Genomic DNA, 11,991 nt, shown 5'->3' on the forward strand with positions numbered 1-11,991 from the left:
CGTCCTTACGCGAGCATCGTCACAGGGTTTTCGATCATCGGCTTGAAGGCCTGCAGGAACCGGGCGCCCACCGCCCCGTCCACCACCCGGTGATCGCAGGTCAGGGTCACGGTCATGACCGTGGCGATCTCGATCCTGTCGCCGCGCACCACGGGCCGCTTCTCGCCGGCGCCCACGCTCATGATCGCGCCCTGCGGCTCATTGATGATGGAGGCGAAGGACTTGATGCCGAACATGCCCAGGTTCGAGACGCTGAAGGTGCCGCCCTGGAACTCGTCGGGCTTCAGCTTGCGGTCCCGCGCGCGCTTGGCCAGGTCCTTGGACTCGGTGGCGATCTCGGCCAGGGACTTGGTCTCGGCCTTGCGGATGATCGGGGTGATCAGGCCGCCGGAGCCCCCGTTCTGGCCCGGAATCGCCACCGCCATGGCCACGTCGGCGTGGTGGTGCATGGCGATGCCTTCGGGCGTGTAGCTCGCGTTGGCTTCCGGCACGGCCTTCAGGGCCATGGCCACGGCCTTCATGACGAAGTCGTTGACCGAGACCTTGATCCCCTGCGGCTCCAGCATCGCATTGACCTGCGCCCGGGCGGCGAGCAGGCCGTCGATCTCGCAGTCGATGACCAGCGGGAAGTGCGGCACGTCGCGGAAGCTGTCGGTCAGGCGGCGCGCGATAGCCTTGCGCATGCCGTCCAGCGGAATGAGGTCGTAGCTGCCGGGCGCGATGCCCTGCTGCTCCAGCGACAGCGCCTTGCGCGGCTCGCCCGATGCGGCGGCTGTGGCGCCTTTGGCGGCGCCGCCCTTGCCGGCGGCTTCCACGTCCGCCTTGACGATGCGGCCGTGCGGGCCCGTGCCCTTGATGCTCTTCAGGTCCAGCCCGGCGTCCTTCGCCAGACGGCGCGCCAGCGGCGACGCGAAGACGCGCTCGCCATCCTTGGCGGGCGCGGGCGCGGCCTTGGGGGCCTCCGCCTTTTCGGCTTTAGGCTCAGACTTGGGCTCGGTCTTCTCTTCGGCCTTGGCGTCAGCCTTGGGCGCGTCCTTCTTCGGCGCCGGCGCGGCGTCGTCGCCGGCCAGACGGGCGATAGGCGTGTTGACCTTCACCCCTTCAGCGCCTTCCTCGACGAGGATTTCCAGCACCTCGCCCTCGTCCACCGCCTCGACCTCCATCGTCGCCTTGTCGGTCTCGATCTCGGCGATCACATCGCCGGCGGACACGGTGTCGCCGACCTTGATGTGCCACTTGGCCAGCACGCCCTCTTCCATGGTGGGCGACAGGGCGGGCATCAGGATGTCGGTCATTGCGAACCTCCGGAACGTGCGGCGTCCGCCCGCTCATGGGCCTCGCCCCAGGCGGTGCGAATGGCCGCGAAGGCCTCGGCCTGATCCAGGCCGTATTTCCCCGCGTAGGCGTTCGAGAAATGCCAGGACAGCTCGGCCAGCAACTTGCCGATGGCGGCGGGCTCGTCGAACACCGGACGGATCACCATCCGGGGCTGTCCGCCGTCCCACCATGCGCGAATGAACTCGATCGCCTTGCCGGGGTCTTCCAGGGCGAGAACTTCATCCGGTATGGGCAGGGCCTGGTCCTGAACGCTCATGCCATCACCTGCTTCACGGCCTTGATGATCTTGTCCACGCCCGGCAGCGACAGGGCTTCCAGATTGGCGGCGTAGGGCAGCGGCACGTCTTCCTGGTGCACGCGCAGCGGCGGAGCATCCAGATAGTCGAAGGCGTGCTCGATCACCCGGGCCACCACCTCGGCGCCGACGCCCATGGGGCCCCAGCCTTCCTCGGCCGAGACCAGGCGGTTGGTCTTCTTCACGCTCTCGACGATGGTCTCGTGGTCCAGCGGGCGCAGGGTCCGCAGGTCGATGACCTCGGCCTCGACGCCCTCTTCCGCCAGCTTTTCGGCGGCGGCCAGGGCGAAGCCGACCATGCGGCTGTGAGCGGTGATGGTCACGTCCGCGCCTTCGCGGCGCACCTTGGCCTTGCCGATCGGCACGACATAGTCCTCGACGTCAGGCACGTCGAACTCCAGCCCGTACATCATCTCGTGCTCGAGGAAGACGACCGGGTTGGGATCGCGGATGGCGGCCTTCAGCAGGCCCTTGGCGTCCGCGGCGTCATAGGGCGCGATGACCTTCAGGCCGGGCACCTGGGCGTACCACGCGGAATAGTCCTGGCTGTGCTGGGCGCCCACGCGGCTGGCGGCGCCGTTGGGGCCGCGGAACACGATGGGGGCGCGGATCTGCCCGCCCGACATGTACAGCGTCTTGGCCGCCGAGTTGATGATGTGGTCGATGGCCTGCATGCCGAAGTTCCAGGTCATGAACTCGACGATGGGCTTCAGCCCGGCCATGGCGGCGCCGACGCCCAGGCCGGCGAAGCCATGCTCGGTGATGGGCGTGTCCACCACGCGCCGGTCGCCGAACTCCTGCAACAACTCGCGGCTGACCTTGTAGGCGCCTTGGTACTGGGCCACTTCCTCGCCCATCAGAAATACGCTTTCGTCGCGGCGCATCTCTTCCGCCATGGCGTCGCGCAGGGCGTCGCGGATGGTGGTCTTGACCAGCTTGGCGCCCTCCGGGATTTCCGGGTCCTTCAGCGCGACCTTCGGCGTCACGGGCGCGGCGCCCTCGCCTTCAGGCTGAGGTTCGGCCGCTTCCGGGGCCTTCTTCTCGGGATCGCCAGCCTTTTCGGCCTTGGGCTCGTCCTTGTCGGCGTCGGCCGTCTTCGGCGCAGGCGCGGCGTCGTCGCCGGACAGGCGCGCGATGGGCGTGTTGACCTTCACGCCCTCGGAGCCTTCGGCCACCAGGATTTCGAGCACTTCGCCCTCATCCACCGCCTCGACCTCCATGGTCGCCTTGTCGGTCTCGATCTCGGCGATCACGTCACCGGCGGAGACGGTGTCCCCCGCCTTGATATGCCACTTGGACAGCGTGCCCTCTTCCATCGTGGGGGACAGCGCCGGCATCAGAATGTCGGTCACGGATCAGGCCTCCACGTAGACGTCGGTATAGAGCTCGGACGGGTCCGGCTCCGGGCTCTCTTGAGCGAACTGCACCGCCTCGGCGACGATGGCCTTGATCTCGGCGTCGACGGCCTTGATCTCGTCCTCGGTCGCCTTGGCGTCGGCCAGCAGCTTCTTCACATGCTCGATCGGATCACGGGTGGTCTTGACCTCGTCGACCTCTTCCTTGGCGCGGTACTTGGCGGGATCGCTCATGGAGTGGCCGCGATAGCGATAGGTCTTCATCTCAAGGATGTAGGGCCCCTCGCCCGAACGGGCGCGTTCCACGGCGCGTTTCACCGCGTCGCGCACGGCCAGCACATCCATGCCGTCCACCTGCTCGCCCGGGATGCCGAAGCTGGCGCCGCGCTGGCTCAGGTCCGTCGTGGACGACGAGCGTTCGATGCTCGTGCCCATGGCGTACTGGTTGTTCTCGATGATGTAGATGGCCGGCAGCTTCCACAGCTGGGCCATGTTGAAGCTTTCATAGACCTGGCCCTGATTGGCCGCGCCATCGCCGAAATAGACAAAGGCGACCGAGTCATCGCCCCGGTACTTGCCGGCGAAGGCCAGGCCGGTGCCCAGCGCCACCTGGGCGCCGACGATGCCGTGCCCGCCATAGAAGCCGGTGGGCACGTCGAACATGTGCATCGAGCCGCCCTTGCCCTTTGACGACCCGCCGATGCGACCGGTCAGCTCGGCCATGACCTCTTTGGGGTCCATGCCCGCGCACAGCATGTGGCCGTGGTCGCGATAGCCGGTGATGATCTTGTCGTGGCCCTGCTTGATGCTTTCCTGCACGCCGACGGCCACGGCCTCCTGTCCGATGTACAGGTGGCAGAAGCCGCCGATCAGGCCCATGCCGTACAGCTGGCCCGCGCGCTCCTCGAAACGACGGATCAGGACCATCTGCCGGTAATAGTCGAGCAGTTCGTCCTTGGTCGCCTGAGGCGTGTTTGGAATCTTCGCCGGGGACGTGCCCTTGGCGGTAGTGGTTTTTTGAGCGGCGGCTTTCGCCATCCGGCGCCCTCCAGCTGAACTCTGAACGAACGGGTTCTTATCGTTACGGAAAGGGGGCTTTAGCAGCCTTCGTTCCCCGATGGCAAAGCCGGGGGTCGCCTGTAACGAAAGTTCAGGACGCCGTGGTCGGGCGTTCCACCGGGATCAGGTAGTCGCCGGGCGTCGCAAAGCCCAGAATGACGCGCGCCCGCTCTTCCAGCAGGTCCCGGGACAGGTTGTCGGTGCGCAGATAGCGGACCCGCAACTCGAGGTCGTTGCGCTGGGCCTCCAGCTGGGCGAGCTCCACCTGACGCTGCGCCAGCATCTCCGCGCGGTCTCCATGGCTCAGCAAGCCGCGCTCACCCGTCAGCGCCTGCACGCCGAAGTACAGGATCAGCAGGAAGATGACGCCTGTGGGCGCATAAGGTCGCATGCGGTCAATCACTGAACTGACGCCCCTTCTGAGCGCTCGAACCAAGGAATCAGCCGTGACCGAAAATGCTTAATTTTTGGTAGCTTGACCGCAGACCCTCAGGTCAGAATCATGCCATCGCCCGCATAAAGAGCCTGATCGCCCAGCATCTCCTCGATCCGCAGCAGCTGGTTGTACTTGGCCGTGCGATCCGAACGGGCCAGCGAGCCGGTCTTGATCTGCCCGCAGTTGGTGGCCACCGACAGGTCGGCGATGGTGTAGTCCTCGGTCTCGCCCGAGCGGTGGCTCATGACGGCGGTGTAGCCCGCCCGATGCGCCATCTCGACCGCATCCAGGGTCTCGGACAGGGTGCCGATCTGGTTGACCTTGATCAGGATGGAGTTGGCCAGACCCTCGCCGATGCCTGCGGCCAGACGCGCCGGATTGGTCACGAACAGGTCGTCGCCCACCAGCTGCACCTTGTCGCCCAGACGCTCGGTCAGCAGGCGCCAGCCGTCGAAATCGTCCTCGGCGCAGCCGTCCTCGATGGAGACGATGGGAAAGCGGGCGCACAGGTCCGCCAGATAGGCGACCATGCCCTCCTGATCGACGGTCTTGCCCTCGCCCTCCATGACGTATTTGCCCTCCTTGAAGAACTCGGTGGAGGCCACGTCCAGACCCAGCTGGAAGTCCTCGCCCGCCAGATAGCCTGCCGCCTCGCCCGCCTTGGTGATGAAGGCCAGGGCCTCGTCGGCCGACTTCAGGTTCGGCGCGAAGCCGCCCTCGTCGCCCACATTGGTGTTGTGGCCCGCATCCTTCAGGGCCTTCTTCAGGCTGTGAAAGATCTCCGCGCCCATGCGCAGGGCCTCAGAGAAGTTCTCCGCGCCCGTGGGCAGGATCATGAACTCCTGGATGTCGATGGGATTGTCGGCGTGGGCGCCGCCGTTGATGATGTTCATCATCGGGGTCGGCAGCATGCGGGCCGAGACGCCGCCCACATAGCGATACAGCGGCAGACCCGCCGACACGGCGCTGGCCTTGGCCGCGGCCAGGCTGACGCCCAGGATCGCGTTGGCGCCCAGCCGGCCCTTGTTCTGGATGCCGTCCAGTTCGATCATGGCCATGTCGATGCGGCGCTGATCCTCGGCGTCCATGCCCGACAGGGCGTCGAATATCTCTCCGTTCACGGCGTCGATGGCCTGCTGGACGCCCTTGCCGCCCCACATGGCCTTGTCGCCGTCGCGCTTCTCCACCGCCTCATGGGCGCCGGTGGACGCGCCGGACGGCACGGCCGCGCGGCCGAAGGCGCCGTCCTCTAGCACCACATCCACCTCCACCGTCGGGTTGCCCCGGCTGTCCAGGATCTGGCGGGCGGTGATGTCGGCGATGTCGGTCATGAATCAGTCTCGGTTCGGGAAACGAAAAGGGGCGCGCAAGGCTTTAGCCCGCGCGCCCCGGATCGCCAACTGAAAGCCTGTTACGAACAGCCTTCCACGTACTGGATCGAGGGTCCGCCCACGTGGATCATGCTGACGTTTCCGTCGGCGCCGATCTCATAGACGACACCACGCGCGTCGGGGTCTTCGCGGTAAGGCGCGCTGGAAGGGCCGTCGGTCCAGACGGTGATGTATTCGGCCGGCGCATCGACATACTTGTGCGGGCTGACCTGGGCCGCGTCGCCGTAGGCGGCCTTGATGTCGGCGGCGCTGTCGCCGATGCCGAAACCGCGATCCGTGGTCAGGGTCGCCTCGCGGATCAGAGAGATGCGCGTCAGGACGCCCTGCTCCAGCATCAGCAGCACGCCTTCCGGGGCGCGCTCGGGGCGGTACTGATCGCACGACTCCGGGTCAGGGCCGCCCACCGCGTCAGGATTGGCGTCGGGACCAAGGGCCCGGGTGATCTCGGCGCGGGTCATGCCGATGCGCAGCGGGCCCCACCCCTGTGCGCTCAGGGCGTTGGAATCGGGGGTCTGGGCGGGCGCTTCGGCGGCGGGAGGCGTTTCAGGAGCGGACTCGTCCGGCTGACCGCAGGCGGCCAGGGCGAGGACGGCGATGGAAGGCAAGATGAGGGCGCGGATCATGGAGGGTCTCCGGATTGGGTCCGGGAAGATCAACGCACGAAAACGGCGCGCGATGAACTCGCGCGCCGTAAAATCGTAAATCCCGGCTCGCGCTTCGCGCTGCGTGAGCCAGGACGAGCGACTTGAAAAGCCTAGTCTTCCTTGGGCGTCAGAACCTGACGGCCACGGTAGGTGCCGGTCTTCAGGTCGATATGGTGCGGGCGCTTCAGCTCGCCCGTGTCCTTGTCCTCGGTGTAGGCGTTGGCGCCCAGGGCGTCGTGGGCCCGTCGCATGTTGCGACGCGAGGGAGATACTTTGCGCTTCGGAACGGCCATGTCCGTCTCATCCAGTCTGGTCGGTGCATCCGGCGACCGGACGCGAAAACAATAGCGGCGGCCCATGCAGGCCGCCCCGTGAGCGCGGGCTTATGCCTCAGGGGGCGGCCAAACGCAAGAGGCTGAGGACAGGCGAAACAAGCTGCGACCCATCACGGGCAGCGCCCATGGCGCGATGGGACGGCTCAACGCCTCGCGCCCAGGCTTCAAGCCCGGCTACGCATTACAGGCGGCGGAAAAGTCGGTCCGGTCAAGCACCAACCACACACTGTCGACCCATACCTCGCCCACCAGCAGGGTCCGCTCCGCCCGGCCGGTTTCGCGGAACCCCAGCCGGGTCAGCAGGGCGGTGGACGCGGCGTTGTCCGGGTCGACGTCGGCGGTCAGACGGTCAATGCCGCGCGTGGCGAAGACGTGGGCGATCACCGCCTGCGCGGCCTCCAGACCCAGACCCTGTCCCTGCACGTCAGGGTGCAGGATGAATCCGATCTCGGGCAGCCGATAGAAGCCCGCCTTGCCCACGACCCGGCCCTCGAACTCGACCACGAAGTCGTCGGACAGCTCGGGCGGGGAGTCGATCATCGCGCCCAGCCAGGCTCGCGTCTGGTCAAGGGTCTGGTGTGCCGGCGTGGACCACCAGCGCGTGGCGCGCGGGTCGGACAGCACGGCGTGTATGGCGTCCAGATCGTCCCATCGCGCCGGCCGCAGGGTCAGGCGCGGTGTCTTGAGCACCACGCCCGTGGTCATCACACCAGCCGGCTCTGCACCACCGCCGCGGCGATGAAGCTGGCGAACAGGGGGTGCGGGGCGAAGGGACGGCTCTTCAGTTCGGGGTGGTACTGCACGCCGATGAACCACGGGTGGTCGGCGCGCTCCACGGTCTCGGGCAGGACGCCGTCGGGCGACAGGCCGGAGATGGTCATGCCCGCCCGCTCGATGGCGTCGCGGTAGTTGATGTTCACCTCATAGCGGTGGCGGTGCCGTTCGCTGATGGCGGTGGCGCCATAGATCTCCGCAATCCTCGACCCCTCGATCAGGGTGGAGTCATAGGCGCCCAGACGCATGGTGCCGCCCAGGTCGCCGCCCTGGGCCCGCATGATGCGCTGGTTGCCCTGGGTCCATTCGGTCATCAGGCCGACGATGGGTTCCTCGGCGGGGCCGAACTCGGTGGAGGTGGCCTTCTCCAGCCCCCCCAGATGGCGGGCCGATTCGATCACCGCCATCTGCATGCCGAAGCAGATGCCGAAATAGGGGATGTTGCGCTCGCGGGCGAAGCGGACCGCCTGGATCTTGCCCTCCGCGCCTCGCTCGCCGAAACCGCCGGGCACCAGCACCGCGTGGGCCCCCTGCAGCCGCTCCTCGCAGGCGTCGCGGGCGCCTTCGAAGGTGTCGGCCTCGACCCAGTCGATATTGACCTTGACGTTGTTGGCCACGCCGCCGTGGTGCAGCGCCTCGATCAGGGATTTGTAGGCGTCCTTGAGCACCGTGTACTTGCCGACCACGGCCACGGTGACCTCGCCGTCCGGGTTGGTGCGGCGGCGCACGATCTCTTCCCAGCCCGACAGTTCAGGCTGGGGTGCGTCGGTGATGCCGAAGTGGGCGAGGACCTCGGCGTCCAGGCCTTCGCGGTGATAGTCCAGCGGCACCGCATAGATGTCGGCGGAGTCCATGGCCTGGATGACGCCCGAGGGACGGACGTTGCAGAACAGGCCGATCTTGCGCTTCTCGTCGGCGGGAATGGGCTGCTCGCAGCGGCACAGCAGGATGTCCGGCTGGATGCCGATGGAGCGCAGCTCCTTGACCGAGTGCTGGGTCGGCTTGGTCTTCATCTCGCCGGCCGTCTTGATGAACGGCAGCAGGGTCAGGTGCACGAAGCAGCTCTGGCCGCGGGGCAGATCCTGGCCCAGCTGGCGGATGGCCTCGAAGAACGGCAGGCCCTCGATATCGCCCACCGTGCCGCCGATCTCGATCAGGACGAAGTCCACGTCCTCGCCGTCATCGGTCTGGGCGGGGCTGAGGCAGAACTGCTTGATCTGGTCGGTGACGTGCGGGATCACCTGGACGGTGGCGCCCAGATAGTCCCCTCGCCGCTCCTTCTCCAGGATGGTGGAGTAGATGCGGCCGGTGGTGACGTTGTCGGTGCGGGCGGCCGACACGCCGGTGAAGCGCTCGTAGTGGCCCAGGTCCAGGTCGGTCTCGGCCCCGTCGTCGGTGACGAAGACCTCGCCGTGCTGATAGGGACTCATGGTCCCCGGGTCGACGTTCAGATAGGGGTCGAGCTTCCTCAGGCGGACCTTGTAGCCGCGCGCCTGCAACAGCGCGCCGAGAGCGGCGGAGGCGAGGCCCTTACCCAATGAGGAGACCACGCCGCCGGTGATGAACACATAACGAGGCATGGGAAATTACCTTACCGCCGATTCGGGCGGCGTACTGCGGAGACTTTGAGGGTGTGGCGGTAGGCGGTGGATAACCGCCCTCCCCATCCTACTGGGCGGGCTCGTCGCCGGCCGGCTGGGCGGCCGGGGCGGCGGGAAGGCTGGCTTCCAGATCGTCGAGCGAGGGGCCGGTCGGCGCCGCAGGGGCCGCGGGCTGCTCAGCCGCCGGCGTCTGGGCGGCGTCCAGATCGATGGAGCCCACGGTGGCGGCGTCCAGAACCGAGCTGGAGCCCCGATCCATGTTGCCGACGATGGTCAGGGCGATGGCGCAGATCCCGAACAGGAAACCCAGCGCCCAGGTCGACTTGGTCAGCAGGTTGCCGGCTCCGCGCGCGGTCATGAAGCTGTTGCCGCCGCCGCCCATGCCCAGGGCGCCGCCCTCGGAGCGTTGCAGCAGGACCACGCCGGTCAGGGCGAGGCCGATCAGGATCATGACGACGAGGAGTATGGTCTGGAGCATGGCGGGCCTGATGTGTGGCGCTTGATGTGAGAACTCGGGGCGCGCCGATCAAGCGGCGGCGTCTATCATTGTTGCGGGCGGGGGGCAACGGAAACGGGCCGGGAGATCGCTCCCCCGGCCCGCATCGTGGTCAGCAATGACGCTGATCCCGATCTTACTTGATCGTGACCTTGGCGCCGGCTTCCTCGAGCTTCTTCTTCAGCTCTTCGGCGGCTTGCTTGGAGACGTTCTCGACGACGTTCTGCGGAGCGCCTTCGACCAGGTCCTTGGCTTCCTTGAGGCCCAGGTCCGGACGGGCGCCGCGGACTTCCTTGATCACGTTGATCTTCTTGTCGCCGCCGTCCGTCAGGACAACGGTGAACTCGGTTTGCTCCTCGGCGGCTTCAGCCGGAGCGGCAGCGCCACCGCCGGCGGCGGCCATGGCCACCGGAGCAGCAGCCGAAACGCCCCACTTTTCTTCCAGCAGCTTGGCCAGTTCGGCGGCTTCCAGAACGGTCAGGGCGGACAGGTCGTCAACGATCTTGGAGAGATCAGCCATTTGAGTATTTCCTTCGGATGGATTTCAGAGGTTTGCAGAGATGATCGATCAGACGGCTTACGCCGCGTCCTTGGCGGCGTAGGCGCCCATGACGCGGGCCAGCTGGCTGGCCGGAGCCTGCACGACGCCCGCGATCTTGGTGGCCGGGGCGTTGAGAAGGCCGACGAGCTTGGCGCGCAGTTCGTCCAGGGACGGCAGCTTGGACAGGGCGTCGATGCCCTGGGCGTCCAGAACCGTTTCGTCCATCAGTCCGCCCATGATCACGAACCTGTCGTTCTCCTTGGCGAACTTGGCGGTCACCTTGGCGGCCGAAACGGCGTCGGGCGCGTAGGCGATGCCGACAGGACCCTTGAACAGGGTCTGCACGGCGTCGCCGCCCTTGCCGTCCAGCGCCTTCAGCGCCAGGCGGTTCTTCACCACCTTGAACGTGGCGCCTTCAGCACGAAGGCGGCCACGCAGATCGGTCATTTCCGCAACGGTCAGACCCAGGTTGTGGGTCACGACCACGGCGCCGGCGTCAGCGAAAACGCCCTTGAGCGTCTCGATCGACTCGGCTTTTTGTGCGCGGTCCATTGCGGTCTCCGTTCAGTCGTTACGGCGACGGGACGATCCCGACGCCGCTTGGCCAGACAGCATCGCTTGCGCCCAAGGGCTTGCGCGATGACGCCGGGCCGGTCGTATTGTCCGAAGGAAGCGGCGATCCTGTCCGTCGCGCAGGGCGGGCGGAGAAAGACGTTCGCATCCCCATCTCCCCCCAGGGCGGAACGGCCGTTCCGCGCTTACGGTCCAGGTGACCCCCAGACCCCGAAGTTCTCGGACAGGAACATCGCCGGACCGGGGCCCGACGACGCAAGGCGCGCTCTATACACGCTGGGCTGTGGAAATCAAACGACTAGTTCCGCCGCACGCCCTGCTTGTCCGGGCGGGGACCGGAGGCCGTCGGTTCGGAGCAGTCGAACGCAGTGCAGAACTTGCGCATCAGATCCGCCTCGAACCGCAACACTGCGGCCTCCATGGCCAAGCCCTGATCCATGCCGACCTCGACCTGCTTCTGCGCTATGGATCGCCCCAGCGGAGTCTCGTGAAACGCCACCAGCGCCGTGAGCTCCTCCACGGTGAACCGGTCGGCGTAGGCGGGAACCATGCCGTCAATGAGTGTGGCCATCAGGTTGGTCATCTCGCGCGGCAAGTTGACCCGAAACCATTCCCGGTGCTCCGCCGGGGACTGTGTGTCCGCCGCCAGCAGCTGGTCTATGTAGGTCTGCGCCAGGTCCGCCAGGCTGTCGCCCTGTGCGAGCTCCAGATACCTTTCGGCCAGTTCGCGGCGAACCGTCGCCTCGTCCGCTGCGGGCACGGCCGTGAGCAGCGCCTGTTCCGGGGCCTCCTGGGCGTAGGCGGTCGTGGTCAGGGCCAGCCCCAGGATGGTGGTCAGGATCAAACGCTTCATGGGGCCCCTCGCCGGATGTTCGACCCACAGTGGCGCAGGCGGGACGGCGCCTCAACACCAAAACGAACGCCGGTTGTCGCACGACAAGGCGAGGCGGAGCGACGGGATGACGCGGCGGGTCATGGGTCGGGTCCGGCGTTGTCGGACTCCGGATGCGAAAAACAGTGCAACGGGCGTGCAACCGGGGCCTCCTCGCCGCTGCCCCTGAGGGCGGTCCGGCGGTTGAGGCCCTTGTCAGACAAGGGATCGCCCGGCGCGGCGGCGGCCGGGTGGCCGGGCGCGGCGTTGCACGCCGAAGCC

15 protein-coding genes are annotated in these 11,991 nt (G+C 67.0%); all 15 read right to left on the minus strand.

The window, feature by feature from the left end; all coding sequences use genetic code 11:
• Positions 1-5 precede the first annotated feature (5 nt).
• Positions 6-1,295, minus strand: a complete 1,290-nt coding sequence (locus tag ACK4FB_RS13875) for a pyruvate dehydrogenase complex dihydrolipoamide acetyltransferase (protein ID WP_409753477.1) — start codon at positions 1,293-1,295, stop codon at positions 6-8.
• Entirely contained in the window at positions 1,292-1,594 is a 303-nt protein-coding gene (locus ACK4FB_RS13880; protein ID WP_409753480.1) for a DUF5076 domain-containing protein, read from the minus strand. The genes ACK4FB_RS13875 and ACK4FB_RS13880 overlap by 4 nt, the downstream gene beginning before the upstream one ends.
• A complete protein-coding gene (locus ACK4FB_RS13885) occupies positions 1,591-2,985 on the minus strand; it encodes a pyruvate dehydrogenase complex E1 component subunit beta (RefSeq protein WP_409753483.1) in 1,395 nt (464 codons plus the stop codon). The genes ACK4FB_RS13880 and ACK4FB_RS13885 overlap by 4 nt, the downstream gene beginning before the upstream one ends.
• Positions 2,986-2,988: 3 nt before the next feature.
• On the minus strand, positions 2,989-4,026 hold the full coding sequence (gene pdhA / locus ACK4FB_RS13890; protein WP_409753486.1) for a pyruvate dehydrogenase (acetyl-transferring) E1 component subunit alpha: 1,038 nt from the start codon (positions 4,024-4,026) through the stop codon (positions 2,989-2,991).
• A 112-nt stretch (positions 4,027-4,138) separates the two neighbouring features.
• A complete protein-coding gene (locus ACK4FB_RS13895; protein ID WP_409753489.1) occupies positions 4,139-4,438 on the minus strand; it encodes an FtsB family cell division protein in 300 nt (99 codons plus the stop codon).
• 98 nt (positions 4,439-4,536) lie between these two features.
• A complete protein-coding gene (gene eno / locus ACK4FB_RS13900; protein ID WP_409753492.1) occupies positions 4,537-5,814 on the minus strand; it encodes a phosphopyruvate hydratase in 1,278 nt (425 codons plus the stop codon).
• An 80-nt stretch (positions 5,815-5,894) separates the two neighbouring features.
• Positions 5,895-6,497, minus strand: coding sequence for a hypothetical protein (locus tag ACK4FB_RS13905; protein ID WP_409753495.1), 603 nt, complete (start codon positions 6,495-6,497; stop codon positions 5,895-5,897).
• Between the two features lie 131 nt (positions 6,498-6,628).
• The gene (gene rpmF / locus ACK4FB_RS13910; protein ID WP_045319302.1) at positions 6,629-6,811 is read right to left on the minus strand and encodes a 50S ribosomal protein L32; all 183 of its coding nucleotides are present in this window, start codon (positions 6,809-6,811) and stop codon (positions 6,629-6,631) included.
• A 216-nt stretch (positions 6,812-7,027) separates the two neighbouring features.
• Positions 7,028-7,558 (minus strand): GNAT family N-acetyltransferase, encoded by a 531-nt coding sequence (locus ACK4FB_RS13915; protein ID WP_409753499.1) that lies wholly within the window; start codon positions 7,556-7,558, stop codon positions 7,028-7,030.
• Positions 7,558-9,207 carry a CTP synthase gene (locus ACK4FB_RS13920; protein ID WP_409753501.1) on the minus strand — a complete coding sequence of 550 codons (1,650 nt, stop codon included), beginning with the start codon at positions 9,205-9,207 and terminating at the stop codon, positions 7,558-7,560. Before ACK4FB_RS13920 ends, ACK4FB_RS13915 begins: the two co-directional genes overlap by 1 nt.
• Positions 9,208-9,295: 88 nt before the next feature.
• Entirely contained in the window at positions 9,296-9,706 is a 411-nt protein-coding gene (secG, locus tag ACK4FB_RS13925) for a preprotein translocase subunit SecG (RefSeq protein WP_409753504.1), read from the minus strand.
• A 154-nt stretch (positions 9,707-9,860) separates the two neighbouring features.
• A complete protein-coding gene (gene rplL, locus ACK4FB_RS13930; RefSeq protein ID WP_021698281.1) occupies positions 9,861-10,244 on the minus strand; it encodes a 50S ribosomal protein L7/L12 in 384 nt (127 codons plus the stop codon).
• A gap of 57 nt (positions 10,245-10,301) precedes the next feature.
• A complete protein-coding gene (rplJ, locus tag ACK4FB_RS13935; protein WP_409753506.1) occupies positions 10,302-10,817 on the minus strand; it encodes a 50S ribosomal protein L10 in 516 nt (171 codons plus the stop codon).
• Between the two features lie 319 nt (positions 10,818-11,136).
• Positions 11,137-11,691 (minus strand): DUF2059 domain-containing protein, encoded by a 555-nt coding sequence (locus ACK4FB_RS13940; RefSeq protein WP_409753509.1) that lies wholly within the window; start codon positions 11,689-11,691, stop codon positions 11,137-11,139.
• A gap of 119 nt (positions 11,692-11,810) precedes the next feature.
• Positions 11,811-11,991 (minus strand): hypothetical protein (locus ACK4FB_RS13945; protein WP_409753512.1); only part of this gene is annotated, 181 nt, incomplete at its 5' end.

Origin of the sequence: Brevundimonas sp., assembly GCF_046299535.1 — a bacterium.
Taxonomy (GTDB): Bacteria; Pseudomonadota; Alphaproteobacteria; order Caulobacterales; family Caulobacteraceae; genus Brevundimonas.